Source organism: Actinomycetospora sp. ABD4_176 (assembly GCF_056311855.1).
The window spans coordinates 4,559,028-4,583,453 of the sequence record NZ_CM149974.1; the positions used below are offsets into that span (position 1 = coordinate 4,559,028).

A 24,426-nucleotide genomic window follows, 5' to 3' on the forward strand; every position below is an offset into this window, starting at 1 on the left:
AGGCCTCAGGCTCCCCCGTCGGCGCCACCGTCGGAGCCGCCGCCACGGGCGCCGCCGTCGGCCGGACCGTGGCCGGCACCGCCGTCGGCACCGCCGTCGGCCCCGCCGTCGGCACCGCCGTCGGAGCCGCCGCCACGGGCGCCGCCGTCGGCCGGGCCGTGCCCGGCGGAACCGTCCGCGCCGCCGTCGGCCGAGTTGCCGAACGCGCCGCCGTCGGCCGGGCCGTGGGCGCCGCCGTCCGCGCCGCCGTCGGCACCGCCGTCCGCGCCACCGTCGGCGCCGCCGCCGCGCGCCCCGCCGTCGGCCGGGCCGTGGCCCGCGCCGCCGTCGGCACCGCCGTCGGCGCCCCCGTCCGCACCGCCGTCGGAGCCGCCGCCACGGGCGCCGCCGTCGGCCGGGCCGTGGCCCGCGCCGCCGTCCGCGCCGCCGTCGGCACCCTGGCCGCTCGCGCCGCCGTCGGCGGGGCCGTGTCCTCCGCTGCCGCTGGTGGTGATGTCGTCGTCGTTCACGTCGGACTCCTGAGTCGTCGCTGATGGGTCGTCGCCGACCCCGGGCGGCCCGCGCGGTGTGCGGGCCCCGTTCCCGTGGGTCGATCTCGTGGGTCGCTGTGGTGGTCACGGCGGTCGCCCGCCGACGACGGAGGCCGTACCCGGCCCGGGGTGGTCTCACGCGCGCGTCACCCCGGCGGCGTGGTGCGTGCGGCGGGCCGCTGGCAGGGTCTCGCGTCATGAACCCGGAGGGAACCGTCGGCACGCTCGTCCTGCTGCGCCACGGCCAGAGCGACTGGAACGAGAAGAACCTCTTCACCGGGTGGGTGGACGTCCCGTTGTCACCGACGGGGGAGCAGGAGGCCCGACGCGGCGGCGAGCTGCTCGCCGAGGCGGGGCTGCTGCCCGACCTCGTCCACACCTCGCTGCTGCGCCGCGCCATCAACACGGTCAACATCGCCCTCGACGTCGCCGACCGCGGGTGGATCCCGGTGCGCCGGGACTGGCGACTGAACGAGCGCCACTACGGGGCCCTCCAGGGCAAGGACAAGAAGCAGACGCTGGAGGAGTACGGCGAGGAGCAGTTCCAGATCTGGCGTCGCTCCTACGACACCCCGCCGCCACCGATCGACCCCGACGACGAGTACGCCCAGACCGGCGACCCCCGCTACGCCGACCTCGGCGACGCGCTGCCGCGCACCGAGTGCCTCGCCGACGTGCTCGAGCGGCTGCTGCCGTACTGGCAGTCCTCGATCGTTCCGGACCTGCGCTCCGGCCGGACGGTGCTCGTCGGGGCGCACGGCAACTCGCTGCGGGCGCTGGTCAAGCACCTCGACGGCATCGACGAGCAGACGATCCCGGGCCTGAACATCCCGACGGGCATCCCGCTGCGCTACGACCTGGAGAGCACCGGCGACGGCGAGCTGCGGCCCACCAACCCGGGCGGGACCTACCTCGACCCGGACGCCGCGCAGGACGCGATCGCGGCGGTGGCGAACCAGGGCCGGTGACCCCGCGGGGGCGGAGCCCCCCGCTTGTCGGTGAACGGCAGCCGAACGGCGGGCCAACCCTGTCCCCCGGACGCGTTGGACAGCTCACGCGAGTACCACCCTGGGAGCCACGGCGCCCTTACCATCGGGAAACGTGACCGTCCCGGTGCTGGTGACCGTCGCCGTGGCTCTCCTGGCCGCGGCGCTCGGCGCCGTCGCCGGGGCCGCCGCCGTGCGGTGGAAGCGGGACGAGCCCGGGCGTGAGCGGGCCCGCGGGGTGCGCGGCCCGACGGTCGCCGAGCTCCTGGCGCGGCTGGTGCGCCGGTCGCAGTCCGGGATCGCGGTCATCAACCGGTTCGGCGACGTCGTCCTCGCCAACGAGCGCGCCGAGGCGCTGGGAGCCGTCGTCGACGCCCGGCCCGACCCGCGGGTCACCGCGGCCGCCGAGCGGGTGGCGAACGGCGCCGAGCCGTGCGAGGTCGACCTGTCGCCGGCGACCCACCCCCCGGGCTCCACCCCGCGCACGATCGTCGCGCACGTCCGCCCGCTCGGGGACGGCTTCGTCGTCGTCGACGCGACCGACACCTCCGCGGCGGTGCGGCTCGAGGCCGTGCGCCGGGACTTCGTCGCCAACGTCGGGCACGAGCTCAAGACCCCGGTGGGCGCGCTCGCGGTGCTCGCCGAGGCCGTGCTCGACGCCGACGACCCCGACGAGGTCGCGCACTTCGCCACCCGGATCCTCAACGAGTCCCACCGACTCGGCGCGCTCGTCACCGAGCTCATCTCGCTCTCCCGGCTGCAGGGCGCCGAGCGGCTGCCCGAGCTCGTGCGGGTCGACGTCGACGAGGTGCTCGGCGAGGCGCTCAAGCGGGTACGGGTCCCGGCCGAGGCCACGGCGAGCGCCGCGCCCGAGGACGCCCCCGACCCCCGCGAGCGCTTCCTGCTCGACGCCCCCAGCGGCCTCGAGGTCGCGGGCGACCGGACGCTGCTGGTCACCGCGCTGACCAACCTGCTCGAGAACGCCGTCGCCTACTCCCCGGAGGGCACGCCGGTCTCGGTGCGCCGCCGCCGCCAGGGCGACCGCATCGAGATCTCGGTGACCGACCGCGGCATCGGGATCGCCCCCGAGCACCAGCAGCGGGTGTTCGAGCGCTTCTTCCGCGTCGACCCCGCCCGCTCGCGCGCCACCGGCGGCACCGGGCTGGGTCTCGCGATCGTCAAGCACGTCGCCGCCAACCACGGCGGCGAGGTGCGGCTGTGGAGCCAGCCCGGCGTGGGCTCGACGTTCACGCTCCGGGTCCCCGCCGCACCCGCCGACGACCCCGACGACCCCGACGACTCCGAGGCCGGTGCGGACCTCGACGACCTCGACGCCGACCTGGCGTACAGCGCGACGGCCGGGCGCGACCCGGCCCCGTCCGTCCCCGGAGGAACCCCATGACCCGCGTGCTCATCGTCGAGGACGAGGAGTCCTTCGCCGACCCGCTGGCCTACCTGCTGCGCAAGGAGGGCTTCGAGACCTCCGTGGCGGGCACCGGCGCGGCCGCCCTCGACGACTTCGAGCGCCACGGCGCGGACATCGTGCTGCTCGACCTCATGCTCCCGGGCATGAGCGGCACCGACGTCTGCAAGGCCCTCCGGCAGCGCTCCTCGGTGCCCGTGATCATGGTGACCGCCCGCGACGCGGAGATCGACAAGGTGGTCGGGCTGGAGCTCGGCGCCGACGACTACGTCACCAAGCCGTACTCGGCGCGCGAGCTCATCGCCCGCGTCCGGGCGGTGCTGCGCCGCGGCCAGGACGCCGAGACCGACGGCGCGCCCGCGCCCGCCGCCGGCGAGCGCCAGCTGCTCGAGGCCGGCCCGATCCGCATGGACGTCGACCGGCACGTCGTGACCGTCGTCGGCGAGGGGGTCGACGGCGCGCCCACCGAGGTGCCGTTGCCGCTCAAGGAGTTCGACCTCCTCGAGTACCTGCTGCGCAACGTCGGGCGCGTGCTCACGCGCGCCCAGCTCATCGACCGGGTCTGGGGTGCCGACTACGTCGGCGACACCAAGACCCTCGACGTCCACGTCAAGCGGCTGCGCGCCAAGCTCGAGCCCGAGCCGTCCGCGCCGCGGCACCTCGTCACGGTGCGGGGACTGGGCTACAAGCTCGACGCCTGACCGACCCCGTTAGACTCACGGCCGTGCGACTCGGGGTGCTGGACGTGGGGTCGAACACCGTGCACCTCCTGGTGGTCGACGCCCAGCGGGGCGGCCACCCGACGCCGACCCACTCCACGAAGACCGCGCTGCGGCTCGCCGAGCACGTCCACGAGGGTCGGCTCGAGGCCGAGGGCGCCGACGCGCTCGTGGCGGCCGTCGCCGACGCCCGCAAGCAGGCCCTCGAGCTGGGCTGCGAGGACCTCCTGGCGTTCGCGACCTCCGCGGTGCGCGACGCCTCCAACTCCTCGGCGGTGCTCGAGCGGGTGCAGGACGAGGCCGGCGTCGACCTGCAGGTGCTCTCGGGCCCGGACGAGGCGGCGCTGACGTTCCTCGCCGTGCGCCGCTGGCTGGGCTGGTCGGCGGGCCACCTCCTGGTGCTCGACATCGGCGGTGGCTCCCTGGAGATGGCGGTCGGGCGGGACGAGGCGCCCGTGCACGCGATCTCGGTGCCGCTCGGGGCCGGACGCCTGACCCGTGACTGGTTCACCGCGGACCCGCCCCAGCGCCGCGAGGTCAAGGCGCTCGCCGACTACGCGCACGAGGTGCTCGCGTCGCCCGCGACGACGCTGCTCGGGGAGGGCCCGCCGGACCGGGCGGTGGTCACCTCGAAGACCTTCCGCTCGCTGGCCCGGCTCACCGGGGCCGCCCCCCGCAGCGCGGGGCCGCGGGTGCGCCGCACGCTCACCGCGACCGGCCTGCGCCAGGTGGTGGCGTTCATCTCCCGCATGAGCTCGTCCGACCTCGCCGAGCTCGAAGGGGTCTCCGCGAGCCGCAGCCACCAGCTCGTCGCCGGGGCCGTCGTGGCCCACGAGGCGATGACCGCGCTCGGCCTCGACCAGGTCGAGGTGTGCCCCTGGGCGCTGCGCGAGGGGATCATCCTGGGTCGTCTCGACCAGCTACAGCCGGGCGGTGGGATGCTGTCGGTCGGCGGCCCCCTCGCGACTGGACGCCCGACACTGCACGAGGCACGGTAGGGGTCGTGAACAGGGACGACGGGCCCCGTCCGGGAACCCAGCGCAGCGTGGCCGAGCTCCTGGCCGCCTACAGCGCGGAGTCCCAGCAGCCCCGCCGTCGCCGCTCCGGCGAGCCCGAGGACGAGCCCCGCGGCGCCGCGCCGGACCCGGCCGGCTACGCCTACCGCGCGCCCGAGCCCCCCGCCGACGACCGCTACGGCCACGACACGGGCCACGACACGGGCTACGACACCGGCTACGACACCGGCCGGTTCGACCGCGGCTACGAGACCGGCGGGTACGACACGGGCGGGTACGAGACCGGGAGCCGCGGCTACGACACCGGGTACGACACCGGCACCCGCGGCTACGACACCGGGTACGACACCGGCACCCGCGGCTACGACACCGGGTACGACACCGGCACCCGCGGCTACGGCACCGGCACCGCATACGGCTCCGGGTACGACGGCCAGGGCTACGGCGGCTCGCCCTACGACGGTCAGGGCTACGCGGGCCAGGGTCAGCCCGCCAACGGCTTCGGTCGCGGTGGCCCCGGTGGCCCCGGTGGCCCCGGTGGCCCCGGTGGCCCGGGTCAGGGCGGACCTGGTCACGGTGGCCAGGGGTACGGCGGTCCCGGGTACGACGGCGGCCGCAACGGCTTCGGTGCCGGCCCCCACGGCCACCCCGCCCCCGACCACCCCGCGCCGCGCGACCCGTGGGGCAGCGCCGCGGCCGCCCCGCCCGGGCCACCGCCCGCCGCCCCGCCGCCCGCGGCGGCCCCGTCCCCCGGACCGCCGCCGACCGCCGCGCAACAGCCCGCGCCGCCGGCCACCGGCACGCAGGCGTTCGGCGCCCCGCCGGCCCGTCCCGCCGGGCCCGTGTCCGGCGCGTCGGGCCACCCCGGGGTGCCGGCCGCCCGCGTCGGCGACGCCGGGCCCGCGACCGCCGCGTCGCCCGCCGTCCGCCCGCCCGGCGCGCCCCCGCAGCGCGGCGGGCCGATGGACGACGGCGGTCCCTCCACCGCGGCGTCGCCGCTCGCCCACCCGGACCTCGACGACGACGAGTACGACGAGGACGACCACGACCACGACCACTTCGACGAGGACGGGGACGAGGACGGGCGCGACCCCCGTGACGTCCCCGCCGGCCTGGGCCGCCCGCCGCGGCGTGGCCGGGTCGAGGACGACCTCGACGACGAGTTCGACGAGTTCGACGAGGACGACCTCGAGGACGACGAGCCGGAGTCCCGCGCCACCTCGGCGCGCGACTGGGCGATCATGGTCGTCCAGCTGGTGCTCGGCGCCCTGCTCGGCGCGGTGCTGTGGACCGTCTTCTCCTACCTCTGGCAGGAGCAGCCGGTCGTGGCGCTCGTGCTCGCCGCCGCCGCGACCACGGGCCTCGTGTTCGGCGTGCGCGCGCTGCGCAGGTCCGACGACCTGCAGACGACGGTGCTCGCCGTCGTCGTCGGGCTGGTGGTCACCGTCTCCCCGGCCGCGATCGTGCTGCTGAGCCGCTGATCCGTGCGCCCTCCGCCGCCCCCGCACGGGGGCCCGCCGGTCGCCATGTCGACGGCCTCGGTGTTCCCCGAGGACATGGACTCCGCCTTCGCGGTGGCCGCCGAGCTCGGCTACGACGGCGTCGAGCTCATGGTGTGGACCGACCCCGACAGCCAGCGCCTCGCGTCCGTCGCCCGGGCCTCGGAGCGCACCGGGATGCCGGTGCTCGCCGTCCACGCCCCGTGCCTCGCGATCACCCAGCGTGTGTGGACGCCCGACCCGGCCGAGCGCCTGCGCCGCAGCGCCGTCCTCGCCGCGAGCCTCGGCGCGCCCACCGTCGTCCTGCACCCGCCCTTCCGGTGGCAGCACCGCTACGCCCTCGGGCTGTCCCGCCAGATCGACGAGCTCGAGCGGGCGCACGGCGTGCAGATCGCGATGGAGAACATGTTCCCGCTGCGCCGGGGGCGGCTGCGGTGGTCGAGCTACACCCCGGGCCACGACCCGACCGGCACCGGCGCCCGCTGGTACACCCTCGACCTGTCCCACACCGCGACGGCCGGCGACGACGCCCTGGCCCTGCTCGAGCGCATGGGTGACCGCCTGGTGCACCTGCACCTCGGCGACGGCACGGGCCTCGAGCGCGACGAGCACCTCGTGCCCGGGCGCGGCACGCAACCGTGCGCGGAGGTGTGCCGGCGGCTCGGGACGTCCGGGTTCGCGGGCACCGTGGTCGTCGAGATCAGCACGCGGCGCGCGCGATCGCGCAACGAGCGCCTCGACATGCTCGCCGAGTCGCTGCTGTTCGCGCGGCTGCACCTGGGCACCGACCTGCCCCGCTCGCCGGTCTGAGGGGCTGGGGGAGGATCGCCCCATGAGCAGCACGGTGGCGGTCCTGGGTGGCGGCAAGATCGGCGAGGCCCTGCTGGGCGGGCTCGTGGCCGCCGGGCGCGACCCGGGCTCGCTGCTCGTCGTCGAGAGCGTCGCGGCGCGCGCGCAGGAGCTCGGCGCGCGCTACGGCGTCGGCCCGGTCGACGCCCCGGAGGCGGCCCGCCGGGCGGACGTGCTCGTCGTGGCCGTCAAGCCCGCGGACGTGCCGACGGTGCTCGACGCGGTGCGCGACGTCCTCGCCGGCCGGGCGCCGGGGCAGGACCGGCCCACCCTGATCTCGCTGGCGGCGGGCCTCCCCACGTCGGCGCTCGAGGCGCGCCTGCCGGCGGAGACGGCGGTCGTGCGGGTCATGCCCAACACCCCCATGCTCGTCGGCCGCGCGATGTGCGTGCTCTCGGCCGGGTCGGCCGCGGGTGCGGCCGAGCTCGCGGCGGCCGAGGAGCTGCTCGCGGCGGTGGGACGCACGGTCCGGGTGCCCGAGGCGCAGCAGGACCTCGCGACGGCGCTGTCGGGCTCCGGGCCGGCCTACGTCTTCCTGCTCGCCGAGGCCATGATCGACGCGGGCGTGGCGCTGGGCCTGCCGCGCCCGGTGGCGACCGAGCTGGTCACGGCCACGGTGGAGGGCGCGGGCGGCCTGCTCACCACCCCGGGCAGCGACGGCCGCGAGGACGCCGCGCCGCACCCGGGCCTGCTGCGCGAGGCGGTCACGTCGCCGGGCGGGACCACCGCCGCCGCGCTCGGCGTGCTCGAGGCCGAGGGCCTGCGCAGCGCCCTCGCGCGCGCCGTCACGGCCGCCCGCGACCGCTCGGCGGCGCTCGGCCGCCAGGACGGCTGAGCGCGCCGGGCGGAGGTCCGGCGACCGTTCGTCGTGACGAGATCGTGTTCGGGCGGCGCGGCGTGGTCGCTTGACGCGCGAGCCTGCGCGGCCGACGCACGAGAGGGTGTACTCGAACCAGACGTCACACGCGTCCCGCTACCCTCACCTGCACAGCACGGCGTGTCGAACCGCCGGGAGGGGAAGCCCGGCGGCACGGCCTGTGCACGGAAGGCGTGAGACCCATGCCCAACAACACGACGGGCCCTGGCCCGCGACGGGCGGACGGGGACAATCTGGCGAGGGTGCAGTTCCTGACCGTCGCCGAGGTCGCCGCCGCCATGCGGGTGTCGAAGATGACCGTGTACCGGCTGGTGCACAACGGAGAGCTGCCCGCGGTCCGCGTGGGCCGCAGCTTCCGGGTGCCCGAGGACGCGGTCCACGAGTACCTGCGCGGCTCCTACTTCGACGCCGGCTAGCCGGACCGACCGCGCTCCGTCGCACCCCTCCACCACCGGTCGCCCGCGGGGCGGCCGGTACGGTGGTGTGTCTGCGACCGCCTCGGTCGCCCCTGTCTCCACCCGCGGTTCACGAGAGGTTCCCTATGGGCTCGGTCATCAAGAAGCGTCGCAAGCGGATGTCGAAGAAGAAGCACCGTAAGCTCCTGCGCAAGACCCGCGTGCAGCGTCGCAAGCTCGGCAAGTAGGGCTCACGTCGGCCCGGGGCCCCGCGCACGGGGCTCGGGTCGGGGCGGCCGGGTCGTCGCCAGCTATCCGGGGGAGTTGTCCAGGGCATGTCCGAGGCGCCGTCCGTCGTCCTCGTCACCGGGGTGAGCCGCTTCCTGGGCGGCCACCTGGCGGCGCGCCTGGCGTCCGACCCGTCGATCGAGCGGGTCCTCGGCGTCGACACCACGCCACCGTCGCGGGAGATGCGGCGGCGGATGGGTCGCGCCGAGTTCGTGCGCGTGGACATCCGCAACCCGCTGATCGGCAAGGTCATCTCCACCGCGAAGGTCGACACCGTCGTCCACGCGTCCCTCTCGGGCAACCCCGGCGCCTCCGGCGGCCGCTCGATGATGATGGAGATGAACGTCATCGGGACGATGCAGCTGCTCGCGGCCTGCCAGCGCTCCGAGACGGTGCGGCGGCTCGTCGTGAAGTCGACGAGCGCGGTCTACGGCGCGAGCCGGCGTGACCCCGCGACGTTCACCGAGACCACCGAGCCCAAGGCGATCCCGCCCGGCGGCTACGCGAAGGACGCGGTCGAGATCGAGGGCTACGTCCGCAGCTTCTCCCGGCGCCGGCCCGACATCCCGGTCACGACGCTGCGGTTCGTCAACCTCATCGGGCCGCGGATCGACACGTCGTTCGTCCGGTACTTCTCGCTGCCGGTGGTCCCGGTGGTGCTCGGCTACGACGCGCGTGTCCAGCTCCTGCACGAGGAGGACGCGGTCGCGGTGCTCGAGCGCGCCGCCGCGCAGGACCTCCCCGGGGTGTTCAACGTCGGTGGCGCCGGGGTGCTCATGCTCTCCCAGGCGATCCGGCGGGCCGGGCGCCTCTCGCTGCCGATCCCGCAGCCCGCGGTGCCGCTGGTCGGGCGGTTCACGCGCCGCGCGCGTCTCGTCGACTTCTCGCCCGAGCAGATGCGGCTGCTGAACTTCGGGCGCGTCGTCGACACGACGAAGCTGCGCACCGAGTTCGGCTTCACCCCGCGCTGGACGACCGTCCAGGCCTTCGACGACTTCGTGGCCGGGCGCAACCTGCGCCCGGTGATCGATCCGGCCACGTTCGGCCGGGCCCAGGACGCGGCGCTGGCCGTGGCCCGGGCGCTGCCCTCCGGTGCCTGACACCCCGCGCGACCCCTCCGCCCCGCCCGCCCGTCTCCCGGAAGGTGACGTCATGCCCGAGGCCCGGGTGATCCCGCTGCGTTCCGACGGCGGCGGTCCCCGACACCGTTCGCGTCCAGCGCCGCGCCGGGCGAGCCGACCCGGTGTCGGGTCGCTCCAGGAGCGCACCGCGGCCGCCCGTGGCCTCACCGATGGCACCGAGGAGGGGACGGACGCCCCGGCGGGCGAGCTCGCCGCGCTGCGGACGCCCGGTCCGACCGAGCTCGAGGCGCGGGTCGCCGAGGTCGGCGAGTTCCTGCAGCGCCGCCTGACCGGCCGCTACACCGTCGACGACTTCGGCTTCGACCGCGACCTCACCGAGCACGTCGTCATGCCGCTGCTGCGGCCGCTGTACGAGAAGTGGTTCCGCGTCGAGACGATCGGCACCGAGAACGTGCCGTCGTCGGGCGGGGCGCTGCTCGTCGCCAACCACTCCGGCACGCTGCCCCTCGACGCGCTGATGACGACGGTGGCGGCGCACGACGACCTGCCCGTGCCGCGCCACCTGCGGATGCTCGCCGCCGACCTGGTCTTCGGCCTGCCCGGGGTCGGCGCCGCGGCGCGCAAGGCGGGGCACACGCTGGCCTGCAACGCCGACGCCGAGGCCCTGCTGTCGGCCGGCGAGCTCGTCGGCGTCTGGCCCGAGGGCTTCAAGGGCATCGGCAAGGACTTCGCGGACCGCTACAAGCTGCAGCGCTTCGGCCGCGGCGGCTTCGTCTCGGCGGCGCTGCGCTGCGGGGTGCCGATCATCCCGTGCTCCATCGTCGGCGCCGAGGAGATCTACCCGAAGATCGCCGACCTCGGCCCGATCGCGCGCCTGCTCGGCGTCCCGTACTTCCCGATCACGCCGACCTGGCCGCTGCTCGGACCGCTCGGCCTCGTGCCGCTGCCGTCGAAGTGGTACATCGAGTTCGGCGAGCCGATCCACACCGACGCCTACGAGCCCGGGGCGGCGGACGACCCGATGCTGGTGTTCAACCTGACCGACCAGGTGCGCGAGAACATCCAGCAGACGCTCTACCGCCTGCTCGCGGGCCGGCGGAACGCCTTCCTGGGGTAGACCGCCGGCTAGCCCACCAGCCGCTCGGCCAGCCGGCCGGCGGTCGAGCGGCGGCGGTAGGCGAGGCCGCCGACCACGGCGCCGGCCACGGCGCCCGCGCCGAGCACCGACGGCACGCCGATGCGCGCGGCCTTGCGCCCGGAGCGGAAGTCGCGGATCTCCCAGCCCCGGCGCCGCGCGAGCTGGCGCAGGTCGGAGTCCGGGTTGACCGCGACGGCGGTGCCGACGACCGAGAGCATCGGGGCGTCGTTGACCGAGTCGGAGTACGCCGCGCAGCGCCGCAGGTCGAGGCCCTCGCGGGCGGCCAGCGCGCGCACGGCGTGCGCCTTCGCGGGGCCGTGGAGCAGCTCGCCGACCAGGCGCCCGGTGTAGACGCCGTCCTCGCTCTCGGCGACGGTGCCGAGCGCGCCGGTGAGCCCGAGGCGGCGGGCGATGATGCGCGCGAGCTCGAGCGGCGTCGCCGTCACCAGCCAGACCCGTTGCCCCGCGTCGAGGTGCATCTGGGCCAGCGCCCGCGTGCCCTCCCAGATGCGGTCGGCCATGAGCTCGTCGTAGATCTCCTCGCCGAGCTCCACCAGCTCCGCGACCGACTGGCCGGCCACGAACGACAGCGCCTGCTCGCGGTGGGCGCGGACGTCGTCGGGGGTGCCCTCGCCGCCGAGCCGGAACTTGAGCTGCTGCCAGACGAAGCCGCGCAGGTCCGAGCCCGAGAAGAAGTTGCGCGCCGCCAGGCCGCGGGCGAAGTGGAAGATCGACGCGCCCATCATCATGGTGTTGTCGACGTCGAAGAACGCGGCGGCGGTGAGGTCCGGCGGCACCCGTGGCGACGGCGGGTACAGGCGGATGTCCGGCGCCTCGGCCGCGGCGGCGGCCGCCGCGGGCCCGCCGCCGGCCAGCTCGCCGTCCGGGGCGCCCCCGGCGGCCCGGGGGGCGACGTCCGCGGGGCTCTCGCCCACGGTCGGGTCGGTGGTCGGGCCGGCGCTCTCCGGCACCGACTCGAGGAGCTCGGAGGCGGTGGGCCCACCGATCGCCGGATCGGCGAGGGCGGCCTCGGCGGACGCCTCGCCCGCGAGCCGCGCCGCCTCGCGCTCCGCCTGCATCCGGCGCTCGCGCCGTCGTCCCACCGGCGGACCCTCCCCGTGGTCGTCCGTCCCGGACCGTGCCTGCCGGGGCGGGACGGAACGACATCGACCCCGGGGCGGTGCGACCTCACCCTAGACGGGAGCCACGACGGTCGGGGTGCCCCGCGACCGGCCCCGCCACCGGGCTGGGCGTCAGCCCAGGCTGAGACCGGGCAGACCGGGCAGCAGCGGCGGCACGTCGACCTGCGGGAGCAGCGGCACCGGCAGGGGGACCTGCACCGGCGGCGGCGCGTCGTCGCCGGTGTCGTCCGACTCCCCGGTCGACCCCGTGTCCTCGTCGGTCCCGCCGTCCCGCGTCGACGACTCGCTGGAGCTGGTGCTCGTGCGGCTCGTCGTCGTGGTGGTGGTCGTCGTGCTCGAGGTCTCGGTGGCCGAGACGTCGGTGCGCTCCGGTGTCGCCACCGACGGCGAGGTGGAGGTGTCGCACTCGCGGATCGGCAGCGGGCCGAGGTCGTCGCTCTCCCCGCCGGTCGCGCAGCGCTGGGGGCCGCCCAGGGCGTTCGCGCGCTGGCCGAGGCGCTGCAGCATCTGCTGGGACTGGGCCGCCGCGCCGCGCGCGTCGGTGTCGAGCGACGGGCTCAGCGTGTCGATCCGCGCCGACTGCTCGCGGGCCCACTCGGCGAGCTGCTCGGGCGAGGGCCCGGTCGGCCGGCCGGCCAGCGGGAGGATGAGGCGCGAGCCCGTGCGGGCCTGCTCGTCGAAGTCGCGCAGGTTGTCCAGCACCAGCCCGGCCTCCTCGGGACCGAGGCCCGCGGCGACCGGCCCGCTGCCCGCCGCCGTGGCGGCGTCGCGGCCGATGAGGTCGGACACCTCCTCGAGGCGGGTCGCGGCGAAGTCGAGGTGGCGCTGCCCCTTGGCCTCCTGGCCGCTGGTCAGCCCGATCTCGGCGCTCTCCGACGCCCGCTTGATGCCGTAGAGCATCTCGCCGGGCAGCGCGCCGCGGCTGAGCAGCACCGTCAGGGCGCCGAGGAGCATGACCGCGCACGCCCCGCCGACCAGCGAGGAGAGGAGACGGGTCGAGCGCCGGCGGGTCGCGGCCCTCCCGGGACGACCGTCGCCGGGGCGGGTGCTCCCGCGGCGTGTGGTCGCACCGGCCCGGCCGGCCCCCCGACCGCCGACCGGACCGGAGTCGGGGGAGCGCAGCACGCGGGTGCGCTCGCGGGGGGACGGCGACCCACGATCCTGGCCGCGGTCCCGGGTGGTCTCCCCGCCGATCTCGGCCATCACCTCGCCCATGACCGCGGCGCGCATGCGGGCGCTCGCGTCGGCGTCCGGGCCGATGGCGTCGCGTCCGGCGGCCCGCAGGGCGGCGGCGAGCTCGAGGTCACGGGCGAGGTCGGGATCCCGTGTCCGATCGGGCCCGCCCGCACGACCGGGCTGCGGCGGACGCCCCGTGGCGTCCCGCTGCTCCCAGACGCGAGCGAAGAGCTCGTCGTCCTCGTCGTGCCCGCTCGACATGCCGCCCGTCCTCATCGTCCACGCGTCACTTTCCGTGCGCGCCGTGCCCGTCGCTGGGTTGAACGACGGGACGGGCGACCGGTTACGACGATGCGGTGTGCGGTTCGAACCACAACGATGTGACTCACCGCAGCCCCTCGGGCAACAGTTGAGCGAGGCGACGGACCGCCCGGTGCTGCAGTGCCTTCACGGCGCCCTCGTTGCGTCCCATGATCTCCGCGGTCTCGGCCACGGAGAGTCCCTGGAGGAAGCGCAGGGCGATGCACTCCTGCTGGTCGTCACCGAGACGGGCGACGCAGCGGAGCAGCTCGGCGTGGGTCGCCCCGGCGATGACCTCGGTCTCGGGGCTGGGGCGCACGCTCGACGGCGCGACGTCGGCGACCTCGGCCGTGGACTGCTCGAGCCGGTAGCGGCTGGACTTGACGTGGTCGAGCACGAGGTTGCGGGCGATCGTCACGAACCAGGCGCCGATGTCCCGGCCCTGGTAGCTCACCGAGGCGATCCGGCGGAACGCGCGGACGAAGGTCTCCTGGGTGAGGTCCTCCGCGGCCGGGCGGTCGCCCAGGCGGAAGAGCACGAACCGGAAGACGGTGTCGTGGTAGCGGTCGAAGAGCTCGCCGAACGCCCGGGTGTCGCCCTCCTGCGCGAGCCGGACGAGCGCCCAGCCCTCGGCGGTGGCGCCGTCGTCGGGGAGGTCGTCCGCCAGCTCGTCGGGGAGCTCGTCGGGGAGGGCCTCCTCGACGGCCGTCCCGACCGGCGCCGACTCCTCGGGCACCGCGCCGGTGTGCGGGTCGCCCGGCGGGCGCAGCGGCACGGCGGCCGTGGGCACGCCGGCCTCGACGGACGGGCCGGCGGGCGGGCCGGCGATGTCCGGCGGCGCGGCCGTCGGGGGCAGCGGGCCGGTGCCGGTGCGGGGCGCCGGCGGGACCGGCGGGGCGGGCGGACCGGCCGCCGGCGGCAGCGTGTCCGGGCGCGGCAGGCCGGTCGGTGGCGTCGGGCGGCCCTCGGGGGGACGACCGGGGCGGCCGGGACGGCGTGGCGGGGCGTCGGCGGGGGCCTGGTCCGCCGGGGGCCAGGTGTCCTCGCGGCGGCGCTGCGCCGGGTAGGCCAGGGGCGCGGTCGGCGGGGCGGCGGGACCGTGCCCAGGGGACTGCCCGTCCGCGCGCGCGTCGAGCAGCGGCTCGGGCGGGGTGTCGGTGCCGGTCGCGCCGCGGGCTCGTCCCCGGGAGCCGGCCGCGGGCCCCCCGGTGGACCCCGCGCCGTGGCCGCGCCGGGCGCCGCCCCGCGCCGGCAGGTGGCCGGCGCCGGGCTCGTCGGCGGGATCGGGTGCGGCGCGCCTCACGGCGCTCCGGGAGGAGTCGGGCGCATCGCTCGGGCCGCGGGCGCGTTGTGAACGACGGGGACACCGCCGGAGGTGTCGAGGGCGGGGCGGGACCGGAGCGCGAGGACCCGGACGACGGTCCGGATCGCACGGCCGTCGCGGCGCGCGCAGGCGCGGCCGAGGTGACCGGCAGCGTCGGACATGCCCTCCCCCTCGATCGACCTTCCCCGACCGGAATCCCCCCGAGGGGGCGTCGACGGGGGAGCATACGTGCGGCGTGAGTAGCCCGGACACCGGCGCGCCCGCGGGGGTGCCGACCCTCTCCGACCTGCACCGACGGTGCGACGAGCGGCCATTCGGGCGTATCCCGGGGCTCCGCGTGGGGCCCCGGGGACCGTGGGAGACTGCCGCCGGGCGGTGCACCGGGACGGCCCGGGACGGAGGCGACGAGGCGGTGACGGACGAGCGGTCCGACGAGCGGGCGATGACGTCGGTGGGCGGTACGACGGACGGTCGCTCCGCCGGGTCGACGGGGTCCGTGTCGCCCGACCGCACCGGATCCGACGGTCTGCCCGACACTCTCCCCGGGACCTCGTCCACGGAGGCGGAGGAGCCGGTCCGGGTGGTCGTGCTCGTGCGCGCCGACTGCCGGACCTGTGACCGGATGGAGGGCGTGGTGCGCGAGATCTGCGGCCGCGTCGGCGAGGAGCACACCGTGGTGGACGTCGACGGGCCGGGCGCCGACCCGGAGTGGCGCGCCGAGTACGGCGACCGCATCCCCGTCGTGCTCGTCGACGACGTCGAGGTCGCCTCGTGGCGCCTCGAGCCCGACGACCTCGTGCGCGCGCTGGGGGCCCGGTGACCGCGCCCGCCCCGGCCGACGTGCCGATCCTGCAGACCGCCTCGTCGCTGGTGGAGCTGACGCTCGACACCTACGTCCGCCTGCAGCGCCTGGCCTTCGGCGGCGGGGCGTCCGCGCCGGCGCCGGTGCGCGAGCTGCTCGCGGCGGCCGTCGCGGCCCTCGAGCGGGCGCGCACCGACCTCGCCGAGGCCACGCGGGAGGCCGGCGGGCGGGTGCAGACCGACCCCGACCCCGAGTACGCGCCGATCGTCGAGCAGGCCCTGCCGACCGTGCGGGGCACGGGCGACGTGGTCGGGCTCGCGCTGACCCTCGAGGACGTCCTGGCCCAGACGCTGGTCAGCGACGTCGTCGAGCTCTCCGCCCCGCCCGTGCGCACCACCGTCGCCGGGCACGCGGCGGCGGCCGCGCGGCGCAAGTCCCTGCTGCTGACCCTGCAGACGCTGCTCGCGAGCGGGCGGACCGAGCTGGTCGCCTCGCCCCCGGACCTGCTCGCCCTGCCCCCGGGTGCGGGCACCGTCGGCTTCCCCGACGTCCTCTTCCCCACGGAGAAGGCCTCGCCGCCGACCGAGGGGACGCCGCGATGACACCCTGGCCCGAGCCCCGTCACCGGCCCCGCCCCCTCTCCCGGCGGGGCTTCCTCGTCGGGCTCGGCGCGCTCGCGGGCACGGCGGGCCTCGCCGCGTGCTCGGACGCGGCGCCGGCCGGCCCGCCCGCGCCGGGCGCCCCTCCGTCGCCCACGACCACGACGTCGACCACCCCGGCGGCCTACGCCGGTGAGGCGGCCTGGGTCGCCCTCGGCGCCGCGCTCTCCGGGCTCGCCGGCGACCTGCTCGGCCAGGCGGCCACCGGCGCCGGCCAGGGGCGCTTCGGTGCGGTGCCGGGCGTCGTGTCCGCATACCTGTCGGGGGCCGCCGCGCAACACGTCGCGCACGCGGAGGCGTGGAACCGGCTGCTCGAGGCGGGCGGGCGTCCCACGGTCACCGGCTACCCGCTCACCGTCGAGCCCGCGCTGCGCGGCCGCCTCGACGCGGCCCGCGCCCCGATCGACCTCCTGGGCCTCGCCGCCGACCTCACCGGCACCGTCACCGCCACCGTGACCCGGATCGTGGGCGAGGTCACGGACGCGTCCGCGGTCACGCTCGCGGCGGGCGTCGGACCCGTCGTGGCCATGCACGGCGCCACCGCCGACTTCCTGCTGGGCCGTCCGCCCACCGCACCCACGGATCCCGTCGCCGGGGCGCTGACGCCCGAGGCGCTCACGGTCTGACGCGGACGTCCACCGGACGGCGCACGGGGGACGCCGGGCACCGCGCCGTCCTGCTCCGGACGGGGTTCGGGCACGGCGTCGGAGCGCGACCGGTGGCAGACTGGGGGCCTCCGCCGGTCGGCACGACGCCAGCACGACGCCTGTACGACACGGCGCGGTCCGCGTCGGCGCGGTGGGCGTCCCAGCCCCTGGTCCGCGGGTCGCGGCGATTTTGTGCGTGCGTTCACGAGCGCTAGCGTTGTCCGGAACCGATCCGGGGACGTCCACGTGGTGCAGTGCCGCGAGGTGCGGGCCCGCGCGAGGGGTGCGGAGGAACGCCGCGCCGCGCGGCACGCGAGCGAGGGATGACAGGAGGCGCCCGGAAGTGACGGTCGACCGCGGCACCCGGCCCTCCCGACGCCCGGTGCCGTCGACCCGGACGCCCGAGGACGCCCTCGCGCCGGTCGACGCCGAGGACACCGGCGACGTGACCGACGCCGCCGACGCCGCGACCGACTCCGCCGACCCCGCCACCCGCCCCGTGCCCGAGGCGACCGTGGCCCGGCTGGCGGTCTACCTGCGCGTGCTCACCACGCTGCTCGACGAGGGCCGCGGCACCGTCTCCAGCGAGGAGCTCGCCGCCGCCGCCGGCGTCAACTCGGCGAAGCTGCGCAAGGACCTCTCGCACATCGGCTCGTCCGGCGTGCGCGGGGTCGGCTACGACGTCGCGCGGCTCACCGCCGAGGTCGAGGCGACCCTGGGGCTGACCCGGCCGCACGCGGTGGCCCTGGTCGGGGTCGGCAACCTCGGGCACGCCCTGGCTGGCTACGGGGGCTTCGCGCAGCGCGGCTTCCCCGTCGCGGCCCTCTTCGACGTCGACCCGGCGCTCGTCGGCACCACCATCGGCGGCGTCGAGGTCCAGCACGCGGACGCGATCGGCGCGGTGTGCGCCGCGCGCGGCGTGACCATCGGCGTGGTCGCGACACCCGCGCCCGCCGCCCAGCGCGTCTGCGACCACCTCGTGGCCGCCGGCGTGCGCAGCATCCTGAACTTCGCGCCCACCGTGCTCGCCGTGCCGGCGGGGGTGGAGGTGCGCAAGGTCGACCTGGCGGTGGAGATGCAGGTGCTCTCGTTCCACGTCGCCCGCCGGCACGGGACGGTGCCGGCCGCGGGGCCCGCAGCGGCCCCGCACCCGACCCCGCGAGAGGCGGTCTCCCGATGAGCCTGCTCCTGGTCGGCGTCTCGCACCGCACCGCCGAGGTGCCGGTGCTCGAGCGCGTCGCCGTGTCCGGAGACGACACCCGTAAGGTGCTCGACGACCTGCTCACCGGCGAGCACGTCACCGAGGCCATGCTCGTGTCGACGTGCAACCGCGTCGAGATCTACGCGGTGGTGGAGACGTTCCACGGCGGCCTCACCGAGGTCACCGACGTCCTCGCCCGCCACGCGCACGCCGAGGTCTCCGACCTCACCGACCACCTCTACGTGCACTACGCCGGCTCCGCGGTGGAGCACCTGTTCTCCGTGGCCGCCGGGCTCGACTCGATGGTCGTCGGCGAGGCCCAGATCCTCGGGCAGCTGCGCACCTCCTACGCCGAGGCCCGCGAGCTGGGGTCGGCGGGCCGGGTGCTGCACGAGCTGGCCCAGCAGGCGCTGCGCGTCGGCAAGCGCGCCCACGCCGAGACCGGGATCGACGCGGCCGGCGCCTCGGTGGTCTCCGAGGCCCTGGCCGACGCCGAGGCCGCGCTCGGGACGCTCGAGGGGCGGCGCGCCCTGATCGTCGGGGCCGGGTCGATGGGGGCCCTGTCGGCCGCGCACCTGCGCCGCGCCGGCGTCACCGAGACCGTGCTCGCGAACCGCTCCGAGGCCAACGCCGAGCGGCTCGCGGTGTCGCTGCGCGCCGAGGGGGCGGCCGCCCGCGCCGCCGGGCTCGACGCACTGCGCCGCGAGATCGCCGCCGCGGACGTCGTCGTGGCCTGCACCGGCGCCGTCGGCACCGTCGTCGGCGAGGAGGACGTGCGCGCCGCCCTCGCGGGGCGTGACGCCGCGGCCCGCCCGCTGGTCGTCTGCGACCTCGGCCTGCCCCGTGACGTCGACCCGCGCGCCGCGGACCTGGCCGGGGTCACCGTCGTGGACCTCGCCGCCCTCGGCGAGCGGCTGCGCTCCGCGAGCGCCGGGCGCGCGGTCGAGGAGGCCCGCACCGTCGTCGCCGAGGAGGTCCGCGCCTACTTCGCCGCCCAGCGCACCGCGGAGGTCACGCCCACGGTGACCGCGCTGCGCCGGCGCGCCGCCGAGGTCGTCGACGCCGAGCTGCTGCGCCTGGCCGGGCGCCTGCCCGACCTCGACGAGCACGCCCGCGGCGAGGTCACCCAGACCGTCCGCCGCGTCGTCGACAAGCTGCTGCACACGCCGACCGTGCAGGTCAAGCGCCTGGCGCAGGCGCCGGGCGGCGATTCCTACGCCGAGGCGCTGCGCGAGCTCTTCGAGCTCGACCCGCAGACGCCCGCGGTGCTCGCGGCCACGGAGACGGTCCCCGGCACGGTGCCCGCGGCCACCACCAGCGTCGAGCCCGGCGACGGGATGGACCAGGCCCTCAGCGGGGGGCGGCGATGACCGTGACCGACACCGCGGACACCGCGGCACTCACCGGCGACGGCGCCCGCACGATCCGCGTCGGGACCCGGGCGAGCCTGCTCGCCCGCACCCAGACCGACATCGTCGCCTCGGCGCTGACCGCGGCGGGCGCCACGGTCGAGGTCGTCACGATCTCCACGGAGGGCGACCGGTCGCAGGCGGCGGGCACGCCGATCGCGGGCAGCGGGGTGGGCGTGTTCGTCACCGCGCTGCGCGACGCGCTGCTCGCCGGCGAGATCGACGTCGCCGTGCACTCCTACAAGGACCTGCCGACCGCGGCGGTGCCCGGCCTCGCGCTCGCCGCCGTGCCGTCGCGCGAGGACCCGCGGGACGCGCTGATCGCCCGCGACGGGATGGTGCTGGGCGAGCTGCCGCCGGGCGCGGTGGTGGGCACGGGCTCGCCGCGGCGGGTCGCGCAGATCGCCGCGCTGGGGCTGGGCCTGCAGCTCGTCCCGATCCGCGGCAACGTCGACACCCGGATCGGGAAGGTGACCCGCGGCGAGCTCGACGGCGTCGTGCTCGCCCGCGCCGGGCTGGCCCGCCTCGGGCGGGTCGGCGAGGCCACCGAGGTGCTCGACCCCCTGCAGGTGCTCCCCGCGCCGGCGCAGGGCGCGCTCGCCTGCGAGTGCCGCAGCGACGACCCCGCGCTCGAGCACCTCCTGCGCTCGACCCTGCACGACGAGGGCGTCGCCGTGGCCGTCACGGCCGAGCGCGCCGTCCTGTCGGCCCTGGGCTCACCCTGCAGCGCCCCGATCGGGGCGCTCGCCGAGGTCGTCGAGGACCTCGACGACGACGGGCACGTGATCGAACGGCTGTCGCTGCGCGCGGTGGCCACCACGGCGGACGGCGCGCTCGTGCGCGGTTCCGCCACCGGAGAGACCGAGGACGCCGAGCGGATCGGCCGGGAACTGGCCGAGGAACTGCTCGCCGACGGGGCGGAGCCGTCGGGGTACGCGATGCCCGTCGCCGGCGGAGCCGACGCCGTCCCGCCGCCCGCGGACTGAACACCACGATGGGAACGGAAGACATGACAGCACCCTCGACGACCGCCGGCCGGGTCGCCTTCGTCGGCAGCGGACCCGGGGACCCGGGCCTGCTGACCGTGCGGGCGCGCGACGCCCTCGCCGCCGCCACGCTGGTCGTCGCCGACCGCGGTGTCCCCGCCGACGTCCTCGGCCTGCTGCCGTCGTCGGTGACGGTGCGCCCGGTCGGGCACGCCGGCGACGACCCCGCAGCGGGCGGTCCGGCCACCGACGCCGTCGTGGCGCCGGGCTTTGCCGCCGACGACCCCGCCGGCGCCGGGGCGGGCCCCGCGCCGGCCGACCCGGCGGCGCTCGCCGAGACGGTCGTGGCCGAGGCGCGGGGCGGTGCCTCGGTCGTGCGCCTGTGCCTGGGCGACCCGCTCGTGCGCCCCGACGTCGTCACCGAGGTCCGCGCCGTCGCCGCGGCGGGCGTCCCCTTCGACGTCGTGCCCGGCATGCCCGCCGACACCGCGGTCCCGACCTACGCCGGCGTCGCGCTCGGCCCGGCCCACACCACGGTGGACCTCACCGCGGGCGAGGCCGTCGACTACGCCGCGCTCGCGGTCGCGCCCGGCCCGCTGGTCCTGCAGGCCACGGCCGCGGAGCTCGCCGGCGCGTCGGCGCAGCTGGTCGAGAACGGGTGGAAGCCCGGCACGCCCGCGCTGGTCACCACGGCCGGCACCGGCTCGCGCCAGCGCACCGTCGAGACCAGCCTGGACAAGCTCGCCGCGGACGGCGCGGAGCTCGAGGGCACGCTGGTCGTGACCCTGGGCGACGCCGTCACCGACCGCGCGACGCTGTCGTGGTGGGAGTCCCGCGCGCTCTACGGCTGGCGGGTCCTCGTGCCGCGCACCAAGGACCAGGCCGGCGCGATGAGCGACCGCCTGCGCGTGCACGGCGCGGTGCCCGAGGAGGTGCCCACCATCGCGGTGGAGCCGCCGCGCAGCCCGGCGCAGATGGAGCGCGCGGTCAAGGGCCTGGTCGACGGGCGCTACCAGTGGGTCGTGTTCACGTCGGCCAACGCGGTGCGCGCCGTGTGGGAGAAGTTCGGCGAGTTCGGGCTCGACGCCCGCGCGTTCTCCGGCGTCAAGATCGCCTGCGTCGGCGAGGCCACGGCCGACGTCGTGCGCTCGTTCGGCGTGCACCCCGAGCTCGTGCCGGGCGAGGAGACCGAGCAGTCGTCCGAGGGCCTGCTCGACGTCTTCCCGCCGCACGACGACGTGCTCGACCCGGTCGACCGCGTCCTGCTCCCGCGCGCCGACATCGCCACCGAGACCCTCGCCGAGGGCCTGCAGCAGCGCGGCTGGGAGATCGACGACATCACCGCGTACCGCACGGTCCGCGCGGCGCCGCCGCCCGCCCCGGTGCGCGAGGCGATCAAGACCGGCGGGTTCGACGCGGTCTGCTTCACCTCGTCGTCCACGGTGCGCAACCTCGTCGGGATCGCGGGCAAGCCGCACGCCCGCACGATCGTCGCCTGCATCGGCCCGAAGACCGCGGAGACCGCCGTGGAGTTCGGGCTGCGCGTCGACGTCAAGCCCGAGACCGCCGACGTGCCGTCGCTGGTCGAGGCGCTGGCCGCGCACGCCAACAAGCTGCGGGCCGAGGGCGCCCTGCCCCCGCCGCGCAAGACGAAGGCCCGCAAGCGCTGATGTTCCCGACGGACCGTCCCCGCCGCCTGCGCGCCAACCCCGGCATGCGGCGCCTCGTCGCCGAGACCGAGGTGCGCCCGCGCCACCTCGTCCTGCCGGTGTTCGTCGCCGAGGGGCTCGACGCCCCGCGCCCGATCTCCTCGATGCCGGGCGTCGTGCAGCACACCCGCGAGTCGGTGCGCAAGGCGGCGGCGGAGGCGGCGGCCGCGGGCGTCGGCGGGATCATGCTCTTCGGCGTGCCCGCCCGCCACGACGCGGTCGGGTCCGGTGCGGTCGACCCCGGGGGCATCCTCAACGTGGCGCTCGGCGACGTCCGCGCCGAGGTCGGTGACGCCCTGCCCGTCATGGCGGACACCTGCCTCGACGAGTTCACCGACCACGGCCACTGCGGGGTCCTCGACGCGGACGGCGGCGTCGACAACGACGCCACGCTGGCGGTCTACGGCGAGATGGCGGTGGCCCAGGCCCGCGCCGGCGCCCACGTCGTCGCGCCCAGCGGGATGATGGACGGCCAGGTCGGCGTCATCCGGGCCGCGCTGGACGAGGCCGGGTTCACCGACACCGCGATCCTCGCCTACTCGGCGAAGTACGCGAGCGCGTTCTACGGCCCGTTCCGCGAGGCCGTCGACTCGCAGCTGCAGGGCGACCGGCGCACCTACCAGCAGGACCCCGCCAACGGCCGCGAGGCCGGGCGGGAGGTGGCGCTCGACCTCGACGAGGGCGCCGACATGGTCATGGTGAAGCCGGCGATGGGCTACCTCGACGTCCTGCGCCGGGTCGCCGACGCCGCCGACGTGCCGGTCGCGGCCTACCAGGTCTCCGGCGAGTACTCGATGATCTCCGCGGCGGTCGAGCGGGGCTGGCTCGACCGCGAGCGCACGATCCTCGAGTCGCTGACGGGCATCCGCCGCGCCGGCGCAGACATCGTGCTCACGTACTGGGCTACCGAGGCCGCCGCCTGGCTGGACCGGTGACGGTGGCCGACCACGCGCCGGCGTCCCGGCCGGTGACCCCGCCCGAGGAGGAGCCCGGCCGCCCCGGCGTCGTCACCGCGGCGATCGTGCTGTGGTGCGTGCTCGGCGTCCTCATGACCGGGACCGCGCTGCTGTTCGGCCTGGGGCTGGCGTTCGGCGACCTCGACCCGGGCACCGGGCCGGTCGCCGTCCTCGGCGCGATGGTCGTGCTGGCGGCCGCGGGCGTCGCCACCCTCGTCGCGTCCCGGCGGCTGCGTGACCGGTCGCGGACCGCGCGGACCGGGCTGACGGTGCTGGGCGCGGTGCTCGCGACGGCGGGCCTGGTGCAGGTCACGTTCCTGGGCGCCGGCGGCGCGTGGTTCGTCGCCTTCGTCGTCGCCGCGGGCCTGCTGCACCTGCCCGCGGCCCGGGCCTGGTTCGGCCGGTCGGCATGACGGCGCCGGACGGCACCCGCGACGAGCCGGTGCTCTACGCCGAGACCGGCACCCGGCCCTGGATCCTGCTGTTCGGCCCGGTGCTCGCGGTCGCCGGGATCGGGCTGGAGAGCTTCGCGCCCGGCGGGGTGTCGGTGTCGCTGTGGCTCGGCGTCGGGCTGCTGGTGTTCTTCTACACCCTCGTGCTCGTGCGCAGCCGCCGGCGCTTCCTGCGCGTCGAGCTGACCTCCTCGGTGCTCGTGCAGGGCACCACCCGGCTGCCGATGTCGCAGGTGACGTCGCTGCGCCCGCCCGACGAGGAGCACCACGGCGTGCGGGTCCTCGGCGACGGCCCGGTCGTGCCGCGCCGCCTGCAGCCGGTGGTGCTGCGCCTGTCCGACGGGACCCGCGCGGTCGCCTGGGCGCGCGACGGGGCGGCGCTGCGCCGGGCGCTCGAGGACCTGCTGCGCGCGCGGGCGGCGTCGTGAGGCGCGCGCTCCTGCTCATCGGCGTCGCCGTGGTGCTCGCCGTCGTCGCGGTGGTGCTGCTGATCGCCGGGGTGGAGGTCCGCGAGACGACCGGCGGGCTGCTCGTCACCCCGATCCGCCAGCTCCACCTCGTCGGCGGCTACCTGCTCGGCGGCACCGTGGCGGGTGTCGCGGCGGTGCTCGTCGCGCTGGTCGGGGTGCCGGCGCTGGGCGCCGCGCGGCGCGGGGAGCAGGCGGCCGACACCGCCGGCACCGCCAGGACGGCCGGCACCGCCGGGACGGCCGACACCGCCGGCACCCCGCCGACCGGGCCCGCCCCCCAGCCCGCCACCTCGGCGACGGGAGCCGAGCCCGGCTCGTGATCGCCTGACCCGGGCTCGCGACCGTATCCTCCGTCCGGCGCCGCGACGACCACCGTCCGCTGCCGGGGGGG

Annotated in this window: 26 protein-coding genes; 22 read left to right on the forward strand and 4 right to left on the reverse strand. The window is 76.9% G+C overall.

From position 1 onward, the window contains the following. Window positions 1-5 precede the first annotated feature (5 nt). Complete coding sequence (locus ACYX4T_RS22045; RefSeq protein ID WP_476011395.1) at window positions 6-509, reverse strand: hypothetical protein; 504 nt, start codon at window positions 507-509, stop codon at window positions 6-8. Window positions 510-727: 218 nt separating this feature from the next. Between ACYX4T_RS22045 and ACYX4T_RS22050 the strand changes: the two genes are divergently transcribed. The 11 genes from ACYX4T_RS22050 (at window position 728) to ACYX4T_RS22100 (ending at window position 10,781) form a co-directional block, all read left to right on the forward strand. After that, window positions 728-1,498 carry a phosphoglyceromutase gene (locus ACYX4T_RS22050; RefSeq protein ID WP_476011396.1) on the forward strand — a complete coding sequence of 257 codons (771 nt, stop codon included), beginning with the start codon at window positions 728-730 and terminating at the stop codon, window positions 1,496-1,498. Window positions 1,499-1,631: 133 nt separating this feature from the next. Beyond that, window positions 1,632-2,918 (forward strand): sensor histidine kinase, encoded by a 1,287-nt coding sequence (locus ACYX4T_RS22055; RefSeq protein ID WP_476011397.1) that lies wholly within the window; start codon window positions 1,632-1,634, stop codon window positions 2,916-2,918. Continuing rightward, window positions 2,915-3,640, forward strand: a complete 726-nt coding sequence (locus ACYX4T_RS22060) for a response regulator (RefSeq protein ID WP_476011398.1) — start codon at window positions 2,915-2,917, stop codon at window positions 3,638-3,640. Before ACYX4T_RS22055 ends, ACYX4T_RS22060 begins: the two co-directional genes overlap by 4 nt. 23 nt (window positions 3,641-3,663) lie before the next feature. Next, entirely contained in the window at window positions 3,664-4,656 is a 993-nt protein-coding gene (locus ACYX4T_RS22065; protein ID WP_476011399.1) for a Ppx/GppA family phosphatase, read from the forward strand. A 5-nt stretch (window positions 4,657-4,661) separates the two neighbouring features. Next, window positions 4,662-6,155: a hypothetical protein gene (locus tag ACYX4T_RS22070; protein ID WP_476011400.1), complete on the forward strand. Its 1,494-nt coding sequence runs from the start codon at window positions 4,662-4,664 to the stop codon at window positions 6,153-6,155. Window positions 6,156-6,200: 45 nt separating this feature from the next. Beyond that, complete coding sequence (locus ACYX4T_RS22075) at window positions 6,201-6,983, forward strand: sugar phosphate isomerase/epimerase family protein (protein ID WP_476011401.1); 783 nt, start codon at window positions 6,201-6,203, stop codon at window positions 6,981-6,983. A gap of 22 nt (window positions 6,984-7,005) precedes the next feature. Continuing rightward, window positions 7,006-7,857 carry a pyrroline-5-carboxylate reductase gene (proC, locus tag ACYX4T_RS22080; protein ID WP_476011402.1) on the forward strand — a complete coding sequence of 284 codons (852 nt, stop codon included), beginning with the start codon at window positions 7,006-7,008 and terminating at the stop codon, window positions 7,855-7,857. A 284-nt stretch (window positions 7,858-8,141) separates the two neighbouring features. Then, entirely contained in the window at window positions 8,142-8,315 is a 174-nt protein-coding gene (locus ACYX4T_RS22085) for a helix-turn-helix domain-containing protein (protein ID WP_274234950.1), read from the forward strand. A 125-nt stretch (window positions 8,316-8,440) separates the two neighbouring features. Further along, window positions 8,441-8,542: a 30S ribosomal protein bS22 gene (locus tag ACYX4T_RS22090; RefSeq protein ID WP_010241351.1), complete on the forward strand. Its 102-nt coding sequence runs from the start codon at window positions 8,441-8,443 to the stop codon at window positions 8,540-8,542. An 87-nt stretch (window positions 8,543-8,629) separates the two neighbouring features. Continuing rightward, the gene (locus ACYX4T_RS22095) at window positions 8,630-9,682 is read left to right on the forward strand and encodes an NAD-dependent epimerase/dehydratase family protein (RefSeq protein ID WP_476011403.1); all 1,053 of its coding nucleotides are present in this window, start codon (window positions 8,630-8,632) and stop codon (window positions 9,680-9,682) included. Between the two features lie 52 nt (window positions 9,683-9,734). Beyond that, window positions 9,735-10,781 (forward strand): lysophospholipid acyltransferase family protein, encoded by a 1,047-nt coding sequence (locus ACYX4T_RS22100; protein WP_476011404.1) that lies wholly within the window; start codon window positions 9,735-9,737, stop codon window positions 10,779-10,781. A gap of 8 nt (window positions 10,782-10,789) precedes the next feature. Here the strand turns inward: ACYX4T_RS22100 and ACYX4T_RS22105 are convergent, their stop codons facing one another. The 3 genes from ACYX4T_RS22105 to ACYX4T_RS22115 form a co-directional block, all read right to left on the reverse strand. Beyond that, entirely contained in the window at window positions 10,790-11,905 is a 1,116-nt protein-coding gene (locus ACYX4T_RS22105) for an HAD family hydrolase (protein WP_476011405.1), read from the reverse strand. A 150-nt stretch (window positions 11,906-12,055) separates the two neighbouring features. Continuing rightward, entirely contained in the window at window positions 12,056-13,381 is a 1,326-nt protein-coding gene (locus ACYX4T_RS22110; protein WP_476011406.1) for a DUF5667 domain-containing protein, read from the reverse strand. Window positions 13,382-13,505: 124 nt separating this feature from the next. After that, window positions 13,506-14,087: a sigma-70 family RNA polymerase sigma factor gene (locus ACYX4T_RS22115; protein ID WP_476015342.1), complete on the reverse strand. Its 582-nt coding sequence runs from the start codon at window positions 14,085-14,087 to the stop codon at window positions 13,506-13,508. A 1,237-nt stretch (window positions 14,088-15,324) separates the two neighbouring features. Between ACYX4T_RS22115 and ACYX4T_RS22120 the strand changes: the two genes are divergently transcribed. The 11 genes from ACYX4T_RS22120 (at window position 15,325) to ACYX4T_RS22170 (ending at window position 24,355) form a co-directional block, all read left to right on the forward strand. After that, the gene (locus ACYX4T_RS22120) at window positions 15,325-15,564 is read left to right on the forward strand and encodes a glutaredoxin family protein (protein WP_476011407.1); all 240 of its coding nucleotides are present in this window, start codon (window positions 15,325-15,327) and stop codon (window positions 15,562-15,564) included. Continuing rightward, complete coding sequence (locus ACYX4T_RS22125) at window positions 15,561-16,148, forward strand: hypothetical protein (protein WP_476011408.1); 588 nt, start codon at window positions 15,561-15,563, stop codon at window positions 16,146-16,148. Before ACYX4T_RS22120 ends, ACYX4T_RS22125 begins: the two co-directional genes overlap by 4 nt. Then, on the forward strand, window positions 16,145-16,831 hold the full coding sequence (locus ACYX4T_RS22130; protein WP_476011409.1) for a twin-arginine translocation signal domain-containing protein: 687 nt from the start codon (window positions 16,145-16,147) through the stop codon (window positions 16,829-16,831). Before ACYX4T_RS22125 ends, ACYX4T_RS22130 begins: the two co-directional genes overlap by 4 nt. Window positions 16,832-17,195: 364 nt before the next feature. Beyond that, a complete protein-coding gene (locus tag ACYX4T_RS22135; RefSeq protein ID WP_476011410.1) occupies window positions 17,196-18,032 on the forward strand; it encodes a redox-sensing transcriptional repressor Rex in 837 nt (278 codons plus the stop codon). After that, window positions 18,029-19,423, forward strand: coding sequence for a glutamyl-tRNA reductase (locus tag ACYX4T_RS22140; RefSeq protein WP_476011411.1), 1,395 nt, complete (start codon window positions 18,029-18,031; stop codon window positions 19,421-19,423). The genes ACYX4T_RS22135 and ACYX4T_RS22140 overlap by 4 nt, the downstream gene beginning before the upstream one ends. Next, the gene (gene hemC, locus ACYX4T_RS22145) at window positions 19,420-20,448 is read left to right on the forward strand and encodes a hydroxymethylbilane synthase (protein WP_476011412.1); all 1,029 of its coding nucleotides are present in this window, start codon (window positions 19,420-19,422) and stop codon (window positions 20,446-20,448) included. The genes ACYX4T_RS22140 and hemC overlap by 4 nt, the downstream gene beginning before the upstream one ends. Before the next feature lie 23 nt (window positions 20,449-20,471). Continuing rightward, entirely contained in the window at window positions 20,472-22,118 is a 1,647-nt protein-coding gene (locus ACYX4T_RS22150) for a bifunctional uroporphyrinogen-III C-methyltransferase/uroporphyrinogen-III synthase (protein ID WP_476011413.1), read from the forward strand. After that, window positions 22,118-23,092 carry a porphobilinogen synthase gene (gene hemB, locus ACYX4T_RS22155; RefSeq protein WP_476011414.1) on the forward strand — a complete coding sequence of 325 codons (975 nt, stop codon included), beginning with the start codon at window positions 22,118-22,120 and terminating at the stop codon, window positions 23,090-23,092. The genes ACYX4T_RS22150 and hemB overlap by 1 nt, the downstream gene beginning before the upstream one ends. Further along, entirely contained in the window at window positions 23,089-23,526 is a 438-nt protein-coding gene (locus ACYX4T_RS22160) for a DUF7937 domain-containing protein (protein ID WP_476011415.1), read from the forward strand. The genes hemB and ACYX4T_RS22160 overlap by 4 nt, the downstream gene beginning before the upstream one ends. Then, window positions 23,523-23,993 carry a hypothetical protein gene (locus ACYX4T_RS22165; RefSeq protein ID WP_476011416.1) on the forward strand — a complete coding sequence of 157 codons (471 nt, stop codon included), beginning with the start codon at window positions 23,523-23,525 and terminating at the stop codon, window positions 23,991-23,993. The genes ACYX4T_RS22160 and ACYX4T_RS22165 overlap by 4 nt, the downstream gene beginning before the upstream one ends. After that, complete coding sequence (locus ACYX4T_RS22170; RefSeq protein WP_476011417.1) at window positions 23,990-24,355, forward strand: hypothetical protein; 366 nt, start codon at window positions 23,990-23,992, stop codon at window positions 24,353-24,355. Before ACYX4T_RS22165 ends, ACYX4T_RS22170 begins: the two co-directional genes overlap by 4 nt. Window positions 24,356-24,426: the final 71 nt, after the last annotated feature.